Source organism: Acidovorax sp. ACV01 (genome assembly GCF_014851495.1).
GTDB lineage: Bacteria > Pseudomonadota > Gammaproteobacteria > Burkholderiales > Burkholderiaceae_C > Acidovorax > Acidovorax radicis.
Map to the genome: position 1 here is coordinate 210,241 of NZ_JACUZT010000002.1, position 20,966 is coordinate 231,206.

The following is a 20,966-nucleotide window of genomic DNA, read 5'->3' on the forward strand; positions in this document are numbered from 1 at the left end:
ATGCCTATGCTGAAAAGAAATGCTCTTAAAACGATAGCTGTTAGCGCTTTATCCATAAGCGCTATGGGCATTTTTAGTGCCTGTTCCGAGAAAAAGGCGGAGTTTCGCGGCGTGGACATCACCGGTGCGGACTACGCCCGCGACCTCCCGCTGACAGACCACAACGGCCAGGCGCGCCACCTTAAGGACTTTGCAGGCAAGGTGGTGGTGGTGTTCTTCGGCTTCACGCAGTGCCCGGACGTGTGCCCCACCTCCATGCAAGAGCTGGCCGAGGTGAAGAAGATGCTGGGCAAAGACGGCGAGCGCCTGCAGGGCATCTTCGTCACGGTGGACCCGGAGCGCGATACACCCGAAGTGCTCAAGGCCTACATGGCCAACTTCGACCCGAGTTTTCTGGCCCTCTATGGCACAGCAGATCAACTGGCTGCGGTCGCCAAGGACTTCAAGATCTACTACAAGAAGGTGGATGGCAAGACACCCACCAGCTACACCATGGACCACTCAGCGGGTAGCTATGTGTACGACACCTCGGGGCGCCTGCGCGTGTACAACCGCTATGGCAGCGGCGTGCAGGCCCTGGCATCGGACGTCAAGGCGCTGTTGGGCGAGGCAGGCTGAACAACGGCCTGCCTGCGCTCCGTGCGGCCGGCGCGCAGCTGCCGTAGAGGGCCGCGCGGGCCCTCGTCGCCCCGCTGCCTTCTTTTTTCTTTACTCGGCCTTGATGCCGCGCATGGCAATCACACCGCCGAGCAGGCTGGTGTCGGCCTTGATGCGGTTGGCCAGCCCTTCGGGTGAAGTGCCTGCCACCTGCCAGCCTTGTTGAAAGAGCTTGCTGCGCATTTCTTCACTGCGCGCAATCTCGCTGATCAAGGCCGCCAGCTTGGCCTGGATCGGCTTGGGCATGGTGGCCGGCGCAGCAAACGCATTCCAGATTTCAAGGTTGAAGCCCCGGATGCCGGCTTCCGACAGGCTCGGGATATCCGGTGCCAAGGGACTGCGGCCTGCCGATGTCACTCCAATGGCGCGCAGCTTGCCAGCGCGCACCTGGGCCTGGGCCAGCGCGGGGGGGAGCAGCGCCATCTGCAGCTGCCCGCCCAGCATGGCGTTGGCGACTTGTGGATAGCCGGGATACGGCACATGCACGGGGTTGATGTTGCTGCGCGACTTCAACAGTTCGGTGCCGATATGGCCCACCGTGCCCACGCCGGGCGTGCCGTAGCTCCATTTGTCGCCGCCATTGCGCGCCGCCACGAAGAATTCGCGCGCGTCGGCATTCGCAGGCACACCGGGCTGGGTCACGGGCGCGGTCAGCACCAGGGGGGACGTGCCGACCAGGCTGAGCGGGGCCAGGTCCTTGAGCGGGTCGTAGGGTACCGCTGGGTTGATCATCTTGGCGATGGTCATGTTGCCGTTGATCATCAGGCCGATGGTGTGGTCGTCGCGGGCCTTGGCCACCGCGTCAGCGCCAATGTTGCCACCCGCACCCACCTTGTTTTCCACGATCACTGGCTGGCCCAGGGCCTTGGACAGCGGCTCGGAGAAGGCGCGAGCCGTCAGGTCAGGCGACGTACCGGCGGGAAAGCCCACGATGATCTTCAGCGGCTTGGTGGGCCAGGCCAACGCTGCAGGTGCTGCGGCTGGCTTGGCCGTGTTCTGGGCGAGGGCCCAGGGGGAAGCGGCAGCCAGGGCTATCAGCAGCGACGCGCGGCGGGAAACGGGGCGTGACAACATGGGACGGAGTCTCCTCAAGAATATTCAGGTGCCAAAACGACACGGGGCCCCAGAACTGGGGCCCCGTGAGACAACTTCTGCAGGAGCGGAATATTAACGCGTGCCCGCCAGTGCTCAGGCGTACTCCGCCAGAGCCTTTTTCATCTTTTTCATGGCGGCCACTTCGATCTGGCGGATGCGTTCTGCGCTCACGCCGTAGACCGCAGCCAGTTCGTGCAGCGTCATGCCGCCCGTGCCGTCATCGTTGACCTTGAGCCAGCGCTCTTCCACGATGCGGCGGCTGCGGTCGTCCAGGCTGCCCAGCGCCGTGGCGATGCCATCCGTAGCCAGCACATCGCGCTGGCGCGACTCGATCATGGCAGTGGGCTCGTGCGACGCGTCGGCCAGATAGGCGATTGGTCCAAAGGCCTGTTCGCCATCGTCCGAAGGCGCCGGATCCAACAGCACATCGCCGCCCGACATGCGGGTTTCCATCTCGATGACCTCTTCGCGCTTCACATTGAGCTGCGCAGCCACCGTGTCGATTTCACGGTCGGACAGCGTATCTCGGTGTGTTGCGGCATCGGCGGCTGCGGCATCAGCCTTGAAGCCCTGCTTCATGGAGCGCAGGTTGAAGAACAGCTTGCGCTGCGCCTTGGTGGTGGCCACCTTCACCATGCGCCAGTTCTTCAGGATGTATTCGTGGATCTCGGCCTTGATCCAGTGCATGGCATAGCTCACCAGGCGCACGCCCTGGTCGGGGTCAAAGCGCTTGACCGCCTTCATCAGGCCCACATTGCCTTCCTGGATCAGATCGCCATGGGGCAAGCCATAGCCCAGATATTGGCGTGCAATCGAAACCACGAGGCGCAGGTGCGACATCACCAGCCGACCGGCGGCGTCCAGATCGTTGTTGTCTTTGAGCTGCCGCGCGTAGGTCTGCTCTTCTTCGTGCGTGAGCAACGGCAGGCGGTTGACGGCGGAGATGTACGCGTCAAGATTGCCCAAGGGGGGCACCAGCGCCCAGGGATTGGCGGGTGCCAAAGTCGTCGTTGCGGTTCCAGATTGAATGTTCATTCCGGGAATCCTTTCCTCTAAGCCATGATATTAGCACTCCATAGGACAGAGTGCTAAACCCGGAGTTCCCTTCCGGTTGTTTGCAATGCTGCCGCTATGTTGTCCTCTGTGCACCGCCGGGATTCAGGCGAACTATTTGCAAAATGTTGAATTAACGTGTTGATTTAAAAGGTGTTTTTTGCATATTTCGAAGACGCAATGCACTTGACTTTCTGTTGTCGGAGTCCTGGCGGTGTCGGTGGTTCCGGCACTTTGGTGCCCCGCTTTGCGATTGGTGCGACTTTTGGAACAGTCTGTTCATGATCCAGCAATTTTCTCCCCCGCTGGCATTGCACCCCCCGCTATGGCAGACTGCATCGCCCAACGCCTTCGGGAGACGCGCATGACCGAGCCGACTGCCCTTTGTGACATTCTTGTTGTCACCACCACGGTGGCCACCGAAGCGGAAGCGCGGCGGTTGGCACAGCTGGTCTTGCAGGCGCGGCTGGCAGCCTGTGTGCAGGTGGAGCCCATCACGGCTTACTTCCGCTGGCAGGGCGCCTTGCAGGAGGACCGCGAACTCCGGCTGGTCTGCAAGACCGTGCCCCGTGCGCTGCACCCGCTGTTGGCATTGCTGCGGGCACAGCATCCCTATGCGCTGCCGCAGTTGGTGGTCCAGGCGCAGCAGGGCTCTGCAGAATATGCCGACTGGGTGGATGCACAGGTGGCCCACACCACGGTGCTGGCCTGATCGCTGGGCGTCACCCGGGTTTTTCGGGCCCTCTGACCGAGGGGTGGGCCGCCAGCGGCCCCCTTGCTTTCGGTCTATACGTTCAGGTCGATTTGCTGCACGGTGCCTGCGCTGCCGTTCTCTCGCAGGTAGATGCTGGTGGAGCGCACGGCGCCCAGGCTGCCGTTGTCCGCCGTGCGCAGGGCGAAGGGCGTTGCCTGGGCTCCAAGCTGTATTGCCCCCACGCCCAGTTCCTCCAGGGTTTGCAGCCTGCCCGTGCCATCCGCGTTCGGGGTCCACACACACAGCTGTTCGAAGACCGGGTCGGCCTCGTCGATCCAGCCATTGCCATCGCTGTCATGCCGGGCCAGCTCTGAAAAGCCGTTGCCCGTGTCGGGCCCGAAGAGTTCCAGGCCGTTGTCGATGCGTGCGTTCTGGTTGGTGTCCAGCGCCAGGTAGCCCCGGTTGCCAGCGAGCAAGGGTACCTGTTCGGTTTGCCCGTCGCCGTCCAGGTCGAAGGCAAAGCGCAGGTTCTGCAATTGGGCGGCGGTGCCGTCAAAGTTGACGACCAGCGGGTCTACCGCCACAGCGTCGCCCAGCCGCAGGCTGACCGAGGATTCCTCGCGGTAGCTGCGCTGCATGTCCAACTGCAGCGTGAACCGGATCTCCTGGCCATCGGCGGTGCGCACGGTGCCCGCCGCCGCAAACTGCGTACGCTCGGTTTCTTCCAGCACCTCGCGCTGTTCATAAATCACGCCAAAGCCCGCTCGCTGGCGGGGGGCTGCTGCCGTGCTGTTCGCTGGGGACGGAGTGGGCGGGTTGGCCGCGGGCGCGTCAGAGGACTGTGGCCCTGCATAGACGCGGACGAGCACCCCGGTCATGCGTTCGATCAGGTCGCGGATCATGGCGAGCTGGGGCGTCAGGCCTTCGTCGGGGTCGCGCTCCGGCAGCGGTTCGACCGAGGCTGCAGCGGCATGGGCGGCATGGGCCAGGCGGGCTGCATTGGATATCTGCAACGGTGGGGCCGGGCGGGCGGGGGATGTGCCGGTGGGGCGGTCACCCACCCACATTTCCAGGCGGCTCGTCTGGCTGTGCATGCGCGTGGCGGCATGCTGGGCCTGCATCTGCAGGGTGGACGACTCGATTTTCATGGGGCACCTCCATGGTTTCCACGGAGGCTCGGCCCGGGGCTGGCTGGCGTGGCCCTTGGTTATCGGCACTTCTGGGCGGCAACTTGAAACCAATCCCGACACCGGCGCGAGGTCATCCGCCAGGGGCACCCGCTGGACCCAATGCCTCCAGTGCCACCCCTTCAAAATCTTCCAGCACCATCGGCCTGCCAAACAGATAGCCCTGAAATGCCTTGCAGCCATGCGCCAGCAGAAACTGGTGGTGTGCTGCTGTTTCGACCCCCTCGGCGATCACGTCCAGGCCCAGGCTGCCTGCCAGCGCGATGATCGAGCGCGCGATGGCCGCGTCATTCGGGTCCAGCAGCACATCGCGGACAAAGCCCTGGTCGATCTTGATCTGGTCCAGCGGCAGGCGCTTGAGGTAGCTCAAGGACGAATAGCCGGTGCCAAAGTCGTCCAGCGAAAAGCCCAGACCCTGGGCCTTGAGTGCGCGCATGGTGGCGATCACGCTGTCCACGTTGTCCAGCAGCAGGCTTTCCGTCAGTTCCAGCTTGATGTGCGCCGGGTCGGCCCCGGTGCGCTGCAGCAGGGCGAGCACCTGCACCACGAAGTCTTCCTGCAGGAACTGGCGCGCACTCACGTTGATGGCCAGGCTCAGGTGGGCCAACGGTGGGTTCTGGCGCCACCGGGCCTGTTGGCGCATGGCAGTTTCCATCACCCAGTGGCCCAGAGGCAGAATCAGGCCGGATTCTTCAGCCAGGGGGATGAACTCAGACGGCGGGACCATGCCTTGCACGGGATGTTGCCAGCGCACCAGCGCCTCGGCGCCGGTCACCCGCCCCCGGTGGTCTACCTGGGGTTGGTACAGCAGCAGAAACTGCGACTGCCGCAGGCCGTTGTGCAGTTCGGTTTCCAGCAGTGCGCGGCGGTTCACGGCCTGCTGCATGTCGGGGTCAAAAAAGCGCAGGGTGTTGCGGCCCGCGTCCTTGGCGCGGTACATGGCCATGTCGGCTTGTTTGAGCACCTCGTCCACCGAATCGCGGGGGTCGCGCAGCAGCGTCACCCCGATGCTGGCGGTGAAGTGGTGTTCGTGCCCGGCCAGTTCATAGGGTTGGCGCAGCTGGGCCAGGATCAACTCGCCCAGCGTGCGCGCCTGGGCGGCGGCTTCCGGAGGGTCACTGCTGAGGTTCTGCAGCACCACCACAAACTCATCACCGCCCAGGCGCGCCACGGTGTCCTGCTCGCGCACGCAGCCGCGCAGGCGCAGCGCCACCTCCTTCAGCAGCAAGTCGCCCACCTCATGGCCTCGGGTGTCGTTCAGGGTCTTGAAATTGTCCAGGTCCACAAACAGCACGGCGGTGGTCAGCCCCGATCGGGCACTGTTGGCCAGCACCTGCTGCAGCCGGTCTACCAGCAGGCGGCGGTTGGGCAGCTGCGTGAGGGCATCGTAGAAGGCCAGGTACCGTGCTTCGTCCTCGGCGGCCTTGCGGCCTGAGATGTCGATGTCGATGCAGAACATTTCTGGTGGGTGGCCGGGCACCTGGATATAGGCGTGGCTCGAGAAGACATGCACGGGCGTGCCGTCCTTGCGCCGCAGCTGCAGCTCGCCCGCCGGAATCACCTCACCCGTGGCGAACATGTGGCGCACGTGCTCACGCACAGCGTCCCACATGGGTGGCGGGATGATGAGGTCGAGCAGGTTGCTGCCCAGCGCTTCCTCGGCCGTGTAGCCATACAGCTGCTCGGACGCCTGGTTCCAGTAGCTGGTGGTGCCGTCTGCAAGATAACCCTGCACCGAGATGGACGGGATGTTGCGCAGCAGCGAGCGAAAGCGAAGCTCCGACTCGCGCAGCGCACTCTCTGCACGTTTGCGCTTGGTGATGTCCCGCGCCAGGAAGACCACGGCCGCCTGGCCCCCCACCCTTACGCCCAGGGGCTGGGCGCGCCCTTCAAATTGCCGCGTGCCCGACAGCGTCTGCATCTCGTATTCCACGCTCTGCGTCTGGCCCGACAGCAAGGTATTGCGGATCAGCTCCAGAAACATGTCGGCCTGCTCTGCCGGCAGCACGTCGTGCATCCGCTTGCCCACCAGATGGGGCGGGCTGGCCGCCAGCGGGGCGTCGTCGGGCGAGAGCACTTCCACATAGCGCCCCTGGGCATCCAGCACTAGCAGCACGTCGGGAATGGCCTGGGCAATGGCCCGCAGCCGTGCCGCCGTGCCGTGCAGTGCGCGTTCGGTGGCCAGACGTTCTTCCACATCCTGCAGCAGCAGGCCCAGCACCACTGTGGCGGGCGTGAAGGTCAGCAGAAAGGGCAGGGCCAGCGTCTGGTTGACGCGCTGGACGACCTCGGCGGGAAGCAGCTGGAACACCGCCAGGACGGCGGTGTGCACCAGCAGGCCGAACAGTGCCAGCGTCACAGGCTCCACCCCCAGGCGTCCGCGTGCGCGGCCTTCGCGGTAGACCAGGCCCAGCGCAGTGCACAGCGCAATCACCATCAGGCCCACCTCCGCCCCCGCGCCGCCCAGCCACAGGCGACCCGTGGCGGCCATGGCGGCAGCGATGCAGGCCACCAGCGGGCCACCGAACAGGCCCGCCATGCTGAGCACCACCGAGCGCGCGTCAAAGATCACACCCGGCATCAGCACCACCGGTGTGAGCATGCCCACCACGCAGATGGTGCCAAAGAGGATGCCGGAGAACACCTGCCCGGTGCGGGGATGCTGGCGCCACAGGCGGATGTTGAACCCATGCAAAAAGCACAGCGCCAACAGCAAGGCAACACCTTTGACCAGCTCAATGAACATGGGCGTCCGTGCCTTTCCTGGGGAAAGCCCATCATGGGGGAATTGCTGCCGTTCGTAAACGTGAAAATGGCCCCGAGGGGGCCATGGATCACTGTCGGGAGCGGGCGGGCGCTCTTTGAACAGGTTCTCAGGTCAGCAGCGCCTGCGCAAACTCGCGCGCGTTGAAGGTTTCCAGGTCTTCGAGCTTTTCGCCCACGCCGATGAAATACACCGGGATCGGGCGCTCCTGCGCGATGGCAGCCAGCACGCCGCCCTTGGCGGTGCCATCGAGCTTGGTCACGATGAGGCCGGTGAGCTGCAGCGCATCATCAAACGCCCGCACCTGGGCCAGCGCGTTCTGGCCGGTGTTGCCATCGATCACCAGCAGCACCTCGTGCGGTGCCGTGGCGTCGGCCTTGGTCACCACGCGGCGAATCTTTCGCAGCTCTTCCATCAGGTGCAGCTGCGTGGGCAGGCGCCCGGCGGTGTCCACCAGCACCACGTCCTTGCCGCGCGCCTTGCCGGCGGTCACCGCGTCAAAGCTCACGGCGGCCGGGTCGCCGCCTTCCTGGCTCACGATTTCGACCGTGTTGCGGTCGGCCCAGACACCGAGCTGCTCGCGCGCTGCCGCGCGGAAGGTGTCGGCCGCCGCCAGCAGCACAGCCGCGCCTTCGCCAGCGAGGTGTTTGGTGAGTTTTCCGATGGAGGTGGTCTTGCCCGCGCCGTTGACGCCCGCCACCATGATCACCGTGGGCGTGTGCTCGCCGATGACCAGGGCTTTTTCGAGGGGGCGCAGCAGGTCGGTCAGCGCATCGGCCAGCAGGCCCTTGACGGCGGCGGGGTCGGTGGCCTTGGCCTCCTTCACGCGGCGCTTGAGGTCGGCCAGCAGGTGGGTGGTGGCCTTGACGCCGGTGTCTGCCATGAGCAGCGCTTCTTCCAGCTCTTCATACAGCGCATCGTCGATCTGCGTGCCGGTGAATACCGTGGTGATGCTGCTGCCCGTCTTGCGCAGGCCGGCCTTCAGGCGATCCAGCCAGCCCTTGCGTTCGGCCACGGGTTCGGGAATCGCGGGCGTCGGGACTTGAACAGCGAGGGGCGCCGGGGCTGCCGGGACAGGCGAAGACGCTACGGGCGCAGGTGGCGGGGTGAAGCTGGCAGGCGACGGGCGCACCACGGGCTGGGGCGTGGGGGCTAACTGCGTGGGCGCAGGCGTCAGCGGAGCAGGAGCGGCAACAGAAATCGGCGTTGCCACGGGCGCAGGCGCCGCTGGCTCGGGCGGCTTGCTGCCAAACGGGTTGCGCAGCCAGCCAAACGCAGAGGGAGCTGGCGCGGGGACGGGCTCCACGGGTGCAGCAGGCAGGGCCGGGGGGGCCACCGATGGCAGGGGCGCTGGAGCGGGAGCCCATGGAGCGGGCGAGGGCGTGGCGACGGTGGGCGGGACCGGCGCGAACCCGGGCAATGGGGCCGGCGGTGTACCAGGAGGCGTGGCAGGCGTTGCAGCAGGTGCCAGCGGGGCCACTACAGGTGCGGCGGCCTCCGGTGTGGGTGCGGACTCGGGGGTGGGCTTTTTCTTGAAAAAACTGAACATTGGAGGGTTCTTAGAATCAGCCATTCTATGAAACGCGCTTTCACCCTACTGGGCCTGCTGGCCTGCCTCTCGTCCGGGGCTGCCTTTGCGGCAACGCCTCCCGCCCCTCAACCCCCCGCTGCGCCTTCCACCACGCCGTCCGTCACGGCCTCTGGCGCGCAGCAGTTCACGCTCAAGAACGGCATGCAGCTCATCGTGCAGCCCGACCGCCGCGCCCCCACGGCGGTGCACATGGTCTGGGTGCGGGTGGGCTCCATGGACGAAGTGGACGGCACCACGGGCGTGGCCCATGTGCTCGAACACATGCTGTTCAAGGGCACCAAGACGTTGCCGCCGGGCGAGTTCTCGCGCCGCGTGGCCGCCCTGGGCGGGCGGGAGAACGCGTTCACCAGCCGGGACTACACAGGCTACTACCAGCAGATCCCTTCCAACCGGCTCGAAGACGTGATGAAGCTCGAATCCGACCGGTTCGCCCACAACCACTGGCCGGATGAGGAATTCAAGAAAGAGCTGGAGGTGGTGAAGGAAGAGCGCCGCCTGCGCACCGAAGACCAGCCCCGCGCCATGCTGGCCGAGCAGCTGTTTGCCGCCACCTTCACCGCGTCGCCCTACCGCCGCCCCATCGTGGGCTGGATGAGCGACCTCGATGCCATGACGCCCAACGACGCGCGCTCCTTCTACCGCCAGTGGTACACCCCCACCAACGCCGTGGTGGTGGTGGCCGGCGATGTGGATGTGGCCCAGGTGCGGGCGTTGGCTGAAAAGTACTACGGCAGCATTCCCGCCCATGCGCTGCCCGAGCGCAAGCCGCGCACCGAGCCCACGCAGCAGGGCCTGCGCCGCATTGCCGTCAAGGCCCCGGCCGAACAGGCCTATGTGGCGCTGGCCTTTCGCACCCCCAGCCTGGACCGCGTGGAAAACCTCACCGACACCGACCGCGACGCCCTCGCGCTGATGGTGCTTTCGGCGGTGTTCAGCGGCTACGACGGCGCACGGCTCGACCGCGCGCTCACCCAGGGCGAGAACCGCGTGGCCGACAGCGCCAACAGCAGCGCCATGGTCACGGGGCGTGGCCCCAGCCTGTTCATGCTCAACGGCGTGCCCGCTGCAGGCAAGACGGCCCAGCAGGTGGAAGACGCCCTGCGCGCCGAGGTGGCCCGCGTGGCCCGCGATGGCGTGAGCGAGGCCGAACTCGCCCGCGTCAAGACGCAATGGATCGCCTCCACCGTGTACGAGCGCGATTCAGTGATGAACCAGGCGCAGGAACTGGGCGGCAACTGGGTGCAGGGCTTTCCGCTCGACGCCAACGAACGCCTGCTGGAGCTGCTGCGCACCGTCACGCCCGCCCAGGTGCAGGCCGTGGCTGCCAAGTATTTTGGCGACGACCAGCTCACGGTGGCCACCTTGCTGCCACAGCCCCTGGATGCCCCTCGCGCCCGCCCCACACTGCCGCCCGGCGCTGTGATCCGTTGAACCCGCACTGGGGCCTTTGTACATGATTACTCTCAAAAACATAGCTGCTCGCGCTTTACTGATAAGCGCTGGAGTCGTTTTTTATTCAAATTCTGCCTGGGCGTTGCTGCCCATCCAGCACTGGACGGAGCCCAGCGGCGCCAAGGTCTACCTGGTCGAAAGCCCGGTCATCCCCATGGTGGATGTGCAGATCGACTTTGACGCCGGCAGCCGCCGCGACCCTGCGGCCCAGGCGGGCCTGGCCAGTGCCATGGCCGCCATGGCCAGCAAGGGCGTGAAGGCCCTGGGCAATGAGCCCGCGCTCGACGAGAACGGCCTGGGCGAGGCCTGGGCCGACCTGGGCGCCAATTTCGAGGCGGCCGCCGACAACGACAGGCTGCAGTATTCGCTGCGCTCGCTCACCGACCCACCGCTGCTCGACAAGGCCGCCCGCCTGGCCGCGCGCCAGATCGGCGAGCCCAGCTTTCCAGCCGACGTGTGGCCACGCGACCGCGCCCGCTGGAGCGCCAGCATCAAAGAGTCGCTGACACGCCCGGCCACTGTGGCCAACCACGCGTTTGAAGCTGCCGTGTACGGCAGCCACCCCTACGGCGTGCAGACCACCGCAGAGACGCTGGCGCGCATCAACGTGGCCGACATGCAGGCGTTCCACACCCAGCACATCGCCGCCTGCCGCGCCAAGGTCAGCATTGTGGGCGCCGTGTCGCGCGCGCAGGCCCAGGCGCTGGTAGCCACGCTGCTGTCGCGCTTGCCCGCCAGCACCGGCTGCGCGCCGCTGCCGCCCGTGGGCGAGATCAGCGCGCTGGCCGCGCCGGTGGAGCAGACCCTCCCCTTCACCTCGGCCCAGGCCCATGTGCTCATCGGCCAGCCGGGCTTCCAGCGCCGCGACCCGGACTTTGTGGCGCTGCTGGTGGGCAACCATATCCTGGGCGGAGGCGGTTTTGTCTCGCGCCTGACCAACGAGGTGCGTGAAAAGCGCGGCCTCTCTTACAGCGTGTACAGCTACTTCGCCGCCGGCATGCATGCCGGTGCCTTCACCGTGGGGCTGCAGACCCGCCCCGACCAGGCGGCCCAGGCCGTGAAGGTCTCGCGCGACGTGATCGCGCGTTTTGTGGCCGAAGGCCCCACCGAAGCCGAGCTGCGTGCTGCCAAGGACAACCTCATCGGCGGTTTTGCGCTGCGCATCGACAGCAACAAGAAACTCCTGGGCAACGTCGCCAACATCGCCTGGAACGAGCTGCCGCTCGACTACCTGGACCAGTGGACGAAGAAGGTCGAAGCCCTCACCGTGGCCGACGTGCGCACGGCCATGGCCAAGAAGCTGCAACCCGAACGCATGGTGACCGTGGTGGTGGGGGGCAAGCCATGAGCCGCTCGACCCTGAAAACCACCGCCATCAACGCCGAGATCCGCAAGGCCCAGACCGCGGCGGCCACCCCCCCGGCTGCCGCCACCGGCAAAAAGGGCGCGCCCAAAAACAAGGACAAGGCGGCCGCAGCCGCTGCGCCCAAGGGCGCGGGCGAAATCCGCATCATCGGCGGGCTGTGGAAGCGCACCCGCCTGCCCGTGGCGCAGCGACCCGGCCTGCGCCCCACGCCCGACCGCGTGCGCGAGACCCTGTTCAACTGGTTGGGCCAGGACCTGGCGGGCTGGCGCTGCCTGGACGCCTTCGCGGGCACCGGCGCCCTGGGGCTGGAGGCTGCCTCACGCGGTGCCAGTGCCGTGCAGCTCGTGGAAAGCGATGCCGCCCTGGTGGCCCAGCTGCACACCCTGCAGCAGCGCCTGCAGGCCACCGCCGTGCGCGTGCAGCGCGGCGACGGGATTGCCGCCCTCAAGCAGGCGGCGCCTGCCAGCATCGACCTGGTGCTGCTGGACCCGCCGTTCGACAGCGACCTGTTCAGCGCCGCCCTGCAGGCCGCCGCCAAGGCGGTGGCCGCCGATGGGTTTGTGTACCTCGAAGCGCCCCGCGTTTGGGCCGATGAAGAGCTGGCCCCGTGGGGACTGGCTGTGCACCGCCACCTCAAGGCGGGTGCGGTACACGCGCACCTGCTCAAACGCAGCGCCTGAGACGAAGCTGCGGGCCCGCAGACCCGCAGCACCCTACCGTTTCAACGTCGCCAGCCGGGCGCTGCCGTCGGCCTCGGTGCCCGACATGTTCCAGCGCAGCGTCTGAGGCAGCCCCGCCAGCGTGGGCTGGCGCACCCATGCCAGGTGCACCGTGTAGTTGCCAGCGGGTGGGCTCGGCAGGGTCCAGGTGGTGCTGATCTGTGCGGGCTGGCCCGGAAGAATCGCACGCGCCTGGGCGGCGCTCAGCAGCTCCCGGCTGGCCACCACCTGGCCTGCGCCATTGCGCAGCTGCGCCTGCAGTTGCCAGGGGGTGTAGAGCGGTGCGTTGCCCGTGTTGTCCACGCGCGCCTGCACCTGCACCGTGCTGGGCGTGGGGGTCGTGGCGGTGATGGGCCCCAGGGCAAAGCGGTAGCCCGCCTCGCGCCCCACTGCGGCCAGGTCGGCCTGTTCGGTGCCCGGGAAGCTGGACCACGGCGCGTTCAGGTTGCCGTTGCCCACGGTGGACACATGAAAATCGCGCACCTGCTGCAGCGCGGTGGCCGCGTTGGTCTTGGTGTCCCCGGGGCCGAAGGGGCAGAACTCCGCGATCCAGGGGGCGGTCTTCCAGCGGTCCGAGATCTGTGCCCAGTCGCTCGGGCGGTCGGTCCACTGCTTCATGAAGCCGTCCTGCGCCAGGCAGTCCCAGCGCAGGCCCACGGGCAGCGCGGTGGTGGTCTGCTGGAAGAACGCATATTGCAGCGTGTCCAGATTGGCATGCGGGATGAGCATCGCATGTTGCGCATTGGGAAAACTGTCGAAATGCATCTGTGCAAGGCTGCGCTTGGTGGCGTTGGAGGCCGGGGTGATGCCAGGGGGCGCTGTGGCGTAGACCACGTTGGTGGTGTTCATGGCCCATTCGCCGTACTGCCCGTACAGGCCCACGTCGATCCAGGCCAGGTCCGAGGTGTCGCCCAGCGCGGTGGCCACGGCCTGCAGCAGGGCCTGCATGCGCTCCAGCACATAGGGGTGGTTCCAGTTGGGCACCAGCGTGGGCGGCAATGCGGGCGCGGGCGGGGTGGGGGCAGGCATCGGGGCCGTCCACACGCAGGCGGGGTTGGGTGCTGAGCATTGCGGCTGTGCCGTGCCCGCACCGTGCAGGTAGGTGGGCACGTCCAGCGTGTTGGTGCCGTAGCCGCGCATGGCCTGGATGCGAAAGGCAAACTGCCGGCCCGCAGCCCGCGCGGCATCGCGCGCGGCCACCAGGTTGCCGAGGTTGTATTGGCCGGGTGTGTTGCCTTCCAGGTCTTTCCAAAGGTAGCGCTGGTAGGCGGCCTGGGGCGGTGCCGATTGTGCGAGCGGCACGTCACCCGGGTCCGAGCGCCACTGGTAGTAGCCCCGGCCGGGGTTGGGGGTCAGGTCGCTGGCGATGGCCAGGGGCGTGAGCAGGGAGTTCACCGAGACCACGCTCCATCCCGCGCTGGGCGGGGGTGGCGCCGGAGGAGGTGGCGGTGGTGGTACCGAGGGTGGCTGCGACGGCGATGGCGGCGGCGATGGGGGTGGTGCAGACGGGGGCTGCACCGGCGGTGCCGTGGGGGCGGGCGGGGGCGGCGCTGGGGGTTCCGGCGTGGGCCCCGGTGCGGGTGCGGGGGCCGTGCCTGGGGCGGGAGTGGGAGTGGGAGCCTCGTTGGCGTCCCCGCCGCCACAGGACGCCGCAAACAGGGCAGCCGCCAGGGCCGTGAGCCGCGCCATGCGGGCAGGGTGCAAGGTGCTGAGGGTGTTCATGGACGCCATTTTTTGAATGAAATTGGGCTCTAGCGCTTATCTGATAAGCGCTAGAAGCTATTGTTTTTGATGTGATCTGTCCGGCGCAGTGGCCAGGGCTTCCGGGATCACCGTCAACCGCAATACATCGCCCTCCAGCGTGTAGGCGAAGGTGTAGTGGCCCGGCTCCAGGGTGGCGCGGCCTTGGGGGAAGGAGGTGTCGGTCACGTCGACGAGCTGGCGCTGGGCCAGCTGGATGCGCGTCTTGCGGTAGTGCGCCAGCGTGGCCGGAAAGGCGTGCCACCGGCTGGTCTGGCCGGGCCGCAAGGGGCCCAGGTCCACGTCGCTGCGGGTGCCCGGCAGGCCCTGCCAGACATGCTCGAACACCTCCTGGCTGTGGTTGCGCACGCGCAGCCACACCGTGGGTTGGTCCTGCGCGTGGGCCAGTCCGGGTGCCAGCATGGGGAGCAGCCGCAGGAGTGTGCGGCGCATCATTCCGAATCCTTCAGGCTTTGCAGGTCCATGCTCAGGTCGCACACCCGCGCGCGGCGGCGTTCCAGCGCGGCGCCGGCGATGTTGAGCGCGGCCGATGTGCCCTGGTCGGCATGCAGCATGGCGTCCCAGTGGCCCTGCGCGGTGTCAAACGCCAGCCATGCGCGCTGTGCCCCGCGCAGGGCGTCGCGCCGGGTCGGGCCGGCGGCCTTGAGGGCCTGGGCGTAGATGCGGTTGAGCTCCTTGTCCCATGCGGCGTAGGCGGCAGACTGGGCGTCGCGCAGGTCCACCGTCACGCCGCCGCTGCGCTCGGACGCCGCCGCCAGGGCCTTGTCGATGGGGTGGGCGGTGGGCTGGCCGCAAAAGTGTTCGGCGGCGAGTGCGCCGGAGGCCAGGGGTGCCAGCAGCGCCAGTGCACACCACAAGGTGGATCGGGTCATGGGTGGTCTCCGGGTGGTGTGATGCAGATGGCGGTTGTGCCGCTGCACAGGCGCTCCGTCGGGCCTGCAGCCCTGCGGGTGGAGGGAGAAGACGCTCTCATGTCAGCGCGATGGCCACCACCACCGTGGCCACAAACGCCAATGCCGCCCAGGCCACCACCGCCAGCACGGTGGCCAGCACCACGCAGACCCCCGTGCTCCAGCCGCGCGCCAGGCCCCAGGCGGTGAGCCGCCGCGCCAGCACCAGGCTGCCCGCCCACAGCAGCGCCAGTGACAGTGCGATCGCGCCCAGGAAGCGCCCGCCTTGGCTGGAGTTCATGCCGTTGGCGCCCAGCAGCGCGCCAAACATCCAGACGCCCGCCAGCAACAGGTTGCCGGCACCCGTGAGCACCATGGCAAGGGTGTGTGGCCGCATGCGTCATTCCGCCACGTTGTAGCTCAGCACGTCGAGCGACTGCGTGTCCTTGGGGTTCCACGACAGGCCCGCTGCGCGCGCGATGACGGTGTAGGTCTTGCCTTGTTCCAGCTTGCCGCCGGGTTGCAGGGCGGCGGTGCGTGGGTCCAGGTAGAGCATGGTGGTCAGCCCCTCGGCGCTGCGCATCAACACGGCCTGCTTGCCGTTTTTGACCTTCGCATCGTTGACCCAGGCGGCCTTGTTGCCGGCGGGCGGATTGAGCGCCTCGACGGTGCCCGACAGGCGCACGATCTTGCGCCAGACCTTGCTGTCCTTCGGGTTGGTGACCTTGCCGTTTTCAGCGGCATCGGCTTTCTGGATGTCGCCCAGCGACTGGTAGGCGATGGTCCAGTCGGCGTGGCTGGTATCGCGGCGCAGGTGGTCGGCTGCGAGCATCAGGTTTTCGGTCCAGTTGCCGCAGGCGCTCTTTTTCTTGCATAGCGCCCAGGCCGTGTTCATCCAGCGCTTGAGCTGCTCCGTCTTGTCGTGGCTGCCCATCTCCAGCGCGACGCCCGATCCCAGCACGGCGGCGGCCTGGTTCTGCTCAGGCGCCACCACCAGCACGGCACCGTTGCCCACGTCGAGCTTGCCCACCCGCAGCTGCCGCATCATGGCGTGGGCGTATTCCTCGGCGGTCTTGCCGCCCAGGTCCTTCACCAGCAGGGTGACGATCTCCACGCCTGTCTTCTGCGCATGGTCGTACATCTGCTTTTCAAACTGCGCACGGATGGCCGGGTCCAGGATGCCGAACTCGTCGTAGATGAACTGTGTGCCCTTGGACGGGATGGCGGCCGCGTCCACCTTGGGCAGGGTTTCGGCCGCGGCGGCCAGGGCTGGGGCGGGCGTCTTGGCCGAGGGCACCGCCGGTGCTGCGGTGGGCGCCGGGGCCTTGGCCACCGTGGTAGCCGGCGCCGGGGCGGGTGATGCGGCAGCGGGTGCTGGTGCAGCGGGGGCAGCCGCTGCGGTGCGCACCGGCAATCCGCCCGAGCACTGCGGCCCGCCGCCTTGCAGCTCGCAGGCTTCCTTCCAGCCAGATTCGATGGCGGCCAGGCGTTTCTTGCGGCCCGGGTGGGTCTCGCCGTCCTTCTCGGGGATCAGCGTGGCGATGGCGCGCTGGGCGTCGGCCAGCGGTGCGCCCATCTTGTAGAGCACAAAGCCGCTGAACTTGTCGGACTCCAGCTCGATGGGCGGCTGGCTGCCGCCGGGCACGATGGTGTGGCCCGACAGGTGGTGTCCGATCTCGTGGGCCATGATGCTCACAGGCGCCCAGTTGTTGGATTTGGTGGCCTGGATCACCTCGCCCATGAAGCCGGGGTTGTAGGCAATCACGCGGCGCGGGATCTTGTCCGGTCCCGCCATGATCACCGCCGCCGCATTGGGCACCTTGCCCTCCACCACCACAAAGTTGGCCGGCAGGCCGGTGTATTTCATGATCTCGGCCACCACCTGCTTGCCGGTGGCGCCGCCCTTGGACAGGTCGGGCGGCGAGAACGCCAGCGGGCTGCCGTCGTACGAGCAGGCCTGCAGGGTGGCCGCCAGTTCGGCGGCCAGCTGGGCCTTGCTGGGCTTGGCGACAGCGGCGGTCTTTTGCGCCATGGCCAGGCCCCCAAAGGCCAGGCCCATCATTGCGGCGCAGGCGAAGGCGACGGGGCGAACATTGCTGTGTTTCATGGGGATGGGTTCCTTGGGTTGGGATCAGTGAATGCGGTGGCCGTTTGTGCTGCGTGTTGCGCGCAGCCGTCGAAACTGGCGCGCCCCAAGCCAGGGCGACCGAGCAACGGCCGCCCCGCAGTGAGGGCCGCGTCCCCTTGCCCGCACTGCGTGGCAATGCGAAAGCGGGGGGAAGGCGCCGAAGGCGACTCAGGGGGGTGTCTCATGCTGTCACGAGGGCCGCCACGCGCAGCACGCGCTGGGCCAGTTCGGCTTGGCCGCGTGTGCCGGTCTTGGCGTACAGGCTGGCCAGCTGGGAGCGCACGGTGGGCATCTTCACGTGCCGGTTGTCGGCCATTTCGCGCGGCGTCATGCCCTGCAGCAGCAGGGGCAGCAGGGCGGCTTCGGCGGGGGTCAGGCCATAGAGCGCGCTGCACACCGACACCGTGGCGCCCGCGTGGGGCGGCGCCTCGGGCACCAGGATGAACTGGGCCAGCGGCTCGGCGGCGGGCCCCGGGCCATTGCGCAGCGGCGCGGCCAGGGCCACCAGCGTTCCCGGCGCCGGGTCCTGCTGTGTCTGCAGCCGGGCCGAGACGGGCGAGCGTGTGCTCAGGCTGGCGGAGAGCAGTGGCGTCAGCCCGGGGTGGATCTGCGCCAGCTGCAGGGGCTGGCGCGCCTGCCAGCCCGTGGCGTTGCGCAGCAGGATGCGGCATTCATCCTCCACCCCCAGCCAGGCGCGGGCATGTTCGTTCAGGTAACGCACCTCGCCACGCTGGTTCGCATGCATCAGCCCCAGCGGCAACTGGTCCAGCGTGCGCTCCAGCGCACTGCTGTGGCGGCGGGCCTGCTGCAGGCGGCGCTGGGCACGCATGAGGCTGCGCACCCAGGGCCTCACGGCGCGCAGCCGGGCAAATTGTTCGGGGGTGAACTCGCTCTGGCCCAGGTCGTTGTACATCGCCAGCACGTGCATGCCCACCTCGGGCGAGGCCTCCACGATGCTGTTGACCATGGCGTCGATGCCCAGGGGTTTCAGGTAGTCGGCATAAAACGCGCCCCGGCGCAGCGCCTGGGTGCCCACCAGCTGCTGGCTCAGCGAGCCCCCGCGTGCCAGCGCCTGGGCCTGCTGGCGCTCCAGCGCCTCGCTCCAGGCATCGCTGCCCTGGATCAGGTTCGCGTAGCGCGCCAGAAAATCATCGGGCATGCCCCATTGGTAGGCGGCCAGCGGGTCGTCCGAGCCGGGCAGGGGGCAAAACAGCACCACCTTGTGGCTGCCCAGCGATTCGCCCACACGGTGCAGCAGGCGCTCCACCATGCCGGGCTCGCCCAGGGCCTCCAGGCTTTCGGCCATCAGGGTCTCGAAACCCGGTATTCCCACAGGCTGCGGGTCCCGCTCTTCACCGCTCAATGGGGGCTCCTCATCAGGTTGAATGATCTGCGCCGGATGGTAGGGTCGATGTCCCCGCCGCAACATCATTCAGGTGAAGGATGTGGCTGCGGCCCGACAGGTTTTCATGAACTTGTTCACGGTTTTCAGGCGCCCATTTGCCACAGCACGAGTTCGACCACTGCGCGGGCATAAAGCTGGGTGGCCTGCCACTTGAGCGCCGCGAACAGCGCGCCGGCCAGCAGCAGCCGCCAGCCATCGCGCCGCAGGTCCAGCACCAAAAACTGCCGCAGCGCCACCATGAGCATCAGCGTCTGCAGCGCCGTCATGTACCAGGGCGACCAGGCCTTGTGCCACTTGAGCAGGCCGGGAGACGGCGCCAGCACCAGCGGCAGCTGGTTGACCATCTGCAGCGCAATGAACACCGCCTGGCAGTACAGCGCCAGGGCCAGCAGCTCGGCCGCGTTGTAGCCCCACCGGCGGAAGACCATCCACATGCTGGCAAACGCCGCCACCGCACCCAGCGAGAACGACCACTTGGAATACCCGGCGACCAGCGCGTACATGCGCTGCGCCGCCTCGCTGGGCAGCTCGGGCCGCAAATAGTCGGTGTGGCCCAGCACGATCAGCAGGAAGCCGATGGCCAGGCACAGCAGGGTCAGCGGGTGGGGGTGGTCCTTGCGCTGGCCCAGCACGTATTCGCGTGCGGTGGTGCCGGGCTGGGGCAGCACGCGCAGTGCGTTGCGGATGGTGCTCCATTCAAACCAGCGAAAACGCTCCCAGGCCTCCTTGTGCACGGTGCTGCTGCCCATGCGCGCGGCCTTTTTCTGCCCGCACTGCGCACAAAACGGGCCGGTGAGCGGTGCACCACAGTTCAGGCAGGCCTGGGTGTTGAACAGCGCGTCGCTGACGGCGGTGGGGGTGGGCCGGGGCGGGGTGAGGGTCACAGAAGAAGGCGCGTGCCGTGCAGGGATGGGCTGCGGATCGTAGGCCGTAACGTGGCGCCCGCCATCGTTCACATGAACGATGTGGCGCGGGGGCATTGGCTGGAGGCGTGCGTTGCCAACCCTGTGCGGATCGGCTGCCAAGTCTGCGCTGCAGACGCTGGATTGCTACATTTTGTATAGCTATTAGCGCCTGATGGACAAGCGCCAGGGGCCAAAAAGGCTTAAAACTGCTTGCGGCGCAGCGCCCCCATGCCCACCGTGGCCGCCCCCAGGGCCAGCAGGATCAGCGCCCACTCGCTCAGGGTGGGAACGGGGGTGGCAGCGGGCGGGGCGCTGCAGGTGGCGTGCCAGGGCGTGCTGCCTGTGGCCGTGTCCCAGGCAGCGCTGGCCGAAGGGGTCAGCTGGTTGGGGCACAGGGCCGATGCGCTTGCCACCAGGGCTGCGGGCGGGGTGGGCACCGGGCCGGTGAGCTGGTTGTTCTCCACGCGCAGCTGCTCCAGCGTTGGGGGCAGGGCGGGCAGCGGGCCTGTGAACTGGTTGTTGTGGGCGTGGTAGCGGAAGAAGTGGGTCAGGCCCGAAGGGCTGGGCAGCGTGCCTTGCAGGTCGTTGTGGGAGACGTCGAGCGACCTCAGCTCTGGCAGCCCGGAAATGGGGGGCAGCCGCCCAGCCAGTTGGTTGTCGCTGAGGTTGATGGTGCGGATGTCTGGCAGCGCGGACCAGTCGGGCAGCAGGGCGCCCACGGGGTCCGTGAGGTTGTTGCTTTGCACGCTCAGGGCGGTCACGGTGTTTTCGCCGGCGTCGCAGGTGACACCAATCCAGGTGCATTCGGTGCCCGGTGCGCCCAGCCAGTTGTTGCTGAAGTTCCAGGCGGGGCCATTGGTGTGGTGGTAGAAATCCACCAGAAACTGCCGCTGGCCAGCCGGTATGGCGGCCTGGGCCGAGGTGGCGGTCAGCACGGCCAGGGCCATGGCCACGCTGGCGCCAGCGCGGCGAAAAAGGGGGGAGGTGCAGCAAGAATTCATGGGGAAGGGTTCGGAATAGAGGAAACGAAAATTGCTCGCCTGCCCTGCCGAGGGCCCAGGCGGCGTGGCCAGAATGTAGAAATGGGGCCCTGGCCTGCCTATCCGCCACCTGGAGGAGTCGCGTGGGTCCGCACTGCTCTGGCGCTGTGAACGGGTGGGATGTCTCTTTGGGTAACAAGTGGTCGCAAGCGTCGGCGCCGTGCGACATCATTCGCTTGAACGATGTGGCGGCAGCCGGTGGGCCGTACCATCCGCCGCTCTTCGTTGTGCGAGGCCTCAGAGCCTCGCGCACCGGTCT

At 67.4% G+C, this 20,966-nt stretch carries 18 protein-coding genes; 5 read left to right on the top strand and 13 right to left on the bottom strand.

The genetic code is table 11. The features are described from left to right. Window positions 1-6 precede the first annotated feature (6 nt). On the top strand, window positions 7-618 hold the full coding sequence (locus tag IB243_RS05525; RefSeq protein WP_370540329.1) for an SCO family protein: 612 nt from the start codon (window positions 7-9) through the stop codon (window positions 616-618). 90 nt (window positions 619-708) lie between these two features. On the opposite strand, the gene IB243_RS05530 is transcribed toward IB243_RS05525, so the two are convergent. Together IB243_RS05530 and rpoH are read right to left on the bottom strand one after the other, a co-directional pair. Beyond that, on the bottom strand, window positions 709-1,731 hold the full coding sequence (locus IB243_RS05530; RefSeq protein WP_010458101.1) for a tripartite tricarboxylate transporter substrate binding protein: 1,023 nt from the start codon (window positions 1,729-1,731) through the stop codon (window positions 709-711). A gap of 114 nt (window positions 1,732-1,845) precedes the next feature. Continuing rightward, window positions 1,846-2,787 (bottom strand): RNA polymerase sigma factor RpoH, encoded by a 942-nt coding sequence (rpoH, locus tag IB243_RS05535; RefSeq protein ID WP_057226371.1) that lies wholly within the window; start codon window positions 2,785-2,787, stop codon window positions 1,846-1,848. A 382-nt stretch (window positions 2,788-3,169) separates the two neighbouring features. Between rpoH and cutA the strand changes: the two genes are divergently transcribed. Then, complete coding sequence (gene cutA / locus IB243_RS05540; protein WP_192425630.1) at window positions 3,170-3,517, top strand: divalent-cation tolerance protein CutA; 348 nt, start codon at window positions 3,170-3,172, stop codon at window positions 3,515-3,517. A 74-nt stretch (window positions 3,518-3,591) separates the two neighbouring features. Here the strand turns inward: cutA and IB243_RS05545 are convergent, their stop codons facing one another. The 3 genes from IB243_RS05545 to ftsY form a co-directional block, all read right to left on the bottom strand. Next, complete coding sequence (locus IB243_RS05545; RefSeq protein ID WP_192425632.1) at window positions 3,592-4,647, bottom strand: hypothetical protein; 1,056 nt, start codon at window positions 4,645-4,647, stop codon at window positions 3,592-3,594. 112 nt (window positions 4,648-4,759) lie between these two features. Then, a complete protein-coding gene (locus IB243_RS05550) occupies window positions 4,760-7,432 on the bottom strand; it encodes an EAL domain-containing protein (RefSeq protein WP_192425634.1) in 2,673 nt (890 codons plus the stop codon). Between the two features lie 127 nt (window positions 7,433-7,559). Next, window positions 7,560-8,999, bottom strand: a complete 1,440-nt coding sequence (gene ftsY, locus IB243_RS05555) for a signal recognition particle-docking protein FtsY (RefSeq protein WP_192425636.1) — start codon at window positions 8,997-8,999, stop codon at window positions 7,560-7,562. Between the two features lie 27 nt (window positions 9,000-9,026). On the opposite strand from ftsY, the gene IB243_RS05560 reads away from it, so the two are divergent. Genes IB243_RS05560 through rsmD form a run of 3 tightly spaced genes read left to right on the top strand, consistent with a single transcriptional unit; the run spans window position 9,027 to window position 12,539 of the window. Continuing rightward, window positions 9,027-10,472 carry a pitrilysin family protein gene (locus tag IB243_RS05560; RefSeq protein ID WP_192425638.1) on the top strand — a complete coding sequence of 482 codons (1,446 nt, stop codon included), beginning with the start codon at window positions 9,027-9,029 and terminating at the stop codon, window positions 10,470-10,472. Window positions 10,473-10,494: 22 nt separating this feature from the next. Further along, window positions 10,495-11,841: a pitrilysin family protein gene (locus tag IB243_RS05565; protein WP_192425639.1), complete on the top strand. Its 1,347-nt coding sequence runs from the start codon at window positions 10,495-10,497 to the stop codon at window positions 11,839-11,841. Continuing rightward, window positions 11,838-12,539 carry a 16S rRNA (guanine(966)-N(2))-methyltransferase RsmD gene (rsmD, locus tag IB243_RS05570; RefSeq protein WP_010463128.1) on the top strand — a complete coding sequence of 234 codons (702 nt, stop codon included), beginning with the start codon at window positions 11,838-11,840 and terminating at the stop codon, window positions 12,537-12,539. Before IB243_RS05565 ends, rsmD begins: the two co-directional genes overlap by 4 nt. 33 nt (window positions 12,540-12,572) lie before the next feature. Here the strand turns inward: rsmD and IB243_RS05575 are convergent, their stop codons facing one another. From IB243_RS05575 to IB243_RS05610, 8 genes are all read right to left on the bottom strand, one after another. After that, window positions 12,573-14,300: a DUF4832 domain-containing protein gene (locus IB243_RS05575; protein WP_192425641.1), complete on the bottom strand. Its 1,728-nt coding sequence runs from the start codon at window positions 14,298-14,300 to the stop codon at window positions 12,573-12,575. A gap of 57 nt (window positions 14,301-14,357) precedes the next feature. Further along, on the bottom strand, window positions 14,358-14,771 hold the full coding sequence (locus IB243_RS05580) for a hypothetical protein (RefSeq protein ID WP_192425643.1): 414 nt from the start codon (window positions 14,769-14,771) through the stop codon (window positions 14,358-14,360). After that, window positions 14,771-15,211, bottom strand: coding sequence for a lysozyme inhibitor LprI family protein (locus IB243_RS05585; protein WP_192425645.1), 441 nt, complete (start codon window positions 15,209-15,211; stop codon window positions 14,771-14,773). Before IB243_RS05585 ends, IB243_RS05580 begins: the two co-directional genes overlap by 1 nt. Before the next feature lie 97 nt (window positions 15,212-15,308). Continuing rightward, the gene (locus tag IB243_RS05590) at window positions 15,309-15,626 is read right to left on the bottom strand and encodes a hypothetical protein (RefSeq protein WP_140426222.1); all 318 of its coding nucleotides are present in this window, start codon (window positions 15,624-15,626) and stop codon (window positions 15,309-15,311) included. Between the two features lie 3 nt (window positions 15,627-15,629). Next, on the bottom strand, window positions 15,630-17,336 hold the full coding sequence (locus tag IB243_RS05595) for a YgcG family protein (RefSeq protein ID WP_192425647.1): 1,707 nt from the start codon (window positions 17,334-17,336) through the stop codon (window positions 15,630-15,632). A gap of 202 nt (window positions 17,337-17,538) precedes the next feature. Beyond that, window positions 17,539-18,663 (bottom strand): helix-turn-helix transcriptional regulator, encoded by a 1,125-nt coding sequence (locus IB243_RS05600; RefSeq protein WP_225584762.1) that lies wholly within the window; start codon window positions 18,661-18,663, stop codon window positions 17,539-17,541. A 182-nt stretch (window positions 18,664-18,845) separates the two neighbouring features. Next, window positions 18,846-19,742, bottom strand: a complete 897-nt coding sequence (locus tag IB243_RS05605) for a DUF3667 domain-containing protein (protein WP_192425651.1) — start codon at window positions 19,740-19,742, stop codon at window positions 18,846-18,848. Between the two features lie 125 nt (window positions 19,743-19,867). Next, on the bottom strand, window positions 19,868-20,668 hold the full coding sequence (locus tag IB243_RS05610; protein ID WP_192425653.1) for an IPTL-CTERM sorting domain-containing protein: 801 nt from the start codon (window positions 20,666-20,668) through the stop codon (window positions 19,868-19,870). Window positions 20,669-20,966: the final 298 nt, after the last annotated feature.

Bases quoted from the DNA above. Each gene is read 5' to 3' on its own strand.
- IB243_RS05600 (WP_225584762.1), bottom strand. From the start codon at position 18,663: ATGGCCGAAAGCCTGGAGGCCCTGGGCGAGCCCGGCATGGTGGAGCGC.
- IB243_RS05580 (WP_192425643.1), bottom strand. From the start codon at position 14,771: ATGCGCCGCACACTCCTGCGGCTGCTCCCCATGCTGGCACCCGGACTG.
- IB243_RS05550 (WP_192425634.1), bottom strand. From the start codon at position 7,432: ATGTTCATTGAGCTGGTCAAAGGTGTTGCCTTGCTGTTGGCGCTGTGC.
- IB243_RS05545 (WP_192425632.1), bottom strand. From the start codon at position 4,647: ATGAAAATCGAGTCGTCCACCCTGCAGATGCAGGCCCAGCATGCCGCC.
- IB243_RS05560 (WP_192425638.1), top strand. From the start codon at position 9,027: ATGAAACGCGCTTTCACCCTACTGGGCCTGCTGGCCTGCCTCTCGTCC.
- IB243_RS05590 (WP_140426222.1), bottom strand. From the start codon at position 15,626: ATGCGGCCACACACCCTTGCCATGGTGCTCACGGGTGCCGGCAACCTG.
- IB243_RS05530 (WP_010458101.1), bottom strand. From the start codon at position 1,731: ATGTTGTCACGCCCCGTTTCCCGCCGCGCGTCGCTGCTGATAGCCCTG.
- IB243_RS05605 (WP_192425651.1), bottom strand. From the start codon at position 19,742: ATGCCCCCGCGCCACATCGTTCATGTGAACGATGGCGGGCGCCACGTT.
- IB243_RS05595 (WP_192425647.1), bottom strand. From the start codon at position 17,336: ATGAAACACAGCAATGTTCGCCCCGTCGCCTTCGCCTGCGCCGCAATG.
- IB243_RS05575 (WP_192425641.1), bottom strand. From the start codon at position 14,300: ATGAACACCCTCAGCACCTTGCACCCTGCCCGCATGGCGCGGCTCACG.
- rpoH (WP_057226371.1), bottom strand. From the start codon at position 2,787: ATGAACATTCAATCTGGAACCGCAACGACGACTTTGGCACCCGCCAAT.
- IB243_RS05610 (WP_192425653.1), bottom strand. From the start codon at position 20,668: ATGAATTCTTGCTGCACCTCCCCCCTTTTTCGCCGCGCTGGCGCCAGC.
- IB243_RS05585 (WP_192425645.1), bottom strand. From the start codon at position 15,211: ATGACCCGATCCACCTTGTGGTGTGCACTGGCGCTGCTGGCACCCCTG.
- IB243_RS05525 (WP_370540329.1), top strand. From the start codon at position 7: ATGCTGAAAAGAAATGCTCTTAAAACGATAGCTGTTAGCGCTTTATCC.
- IB243_RS05565 (WP_192425639.1), top strand. From the start codon at position 10,495: ATGATTACTCTCAAAAACATAGCTGCTCGCGCTTTACTGATAAGCGCT.
- rsmD (WP_010463128.1), top strand. From the start codon at position 11,838: ATGAGCCGCTCGACCCTGAAAACCACCGCCATCAACGCCGAGATCCGC.
- ftsY (WP_192425636.1), bottom strand. From the start codon at position 8,999: ATGTTCAGTTTTTTCAAGAAAAAGCCCACCCCCGAGTCCGCACCCACA.
- cutA (WP_192425630.1), top strand. From the start codon at position 3,170: ATGACCGAGCCGACTGCCCTTTGTGACATTCTTGTTGTCACCACCACG.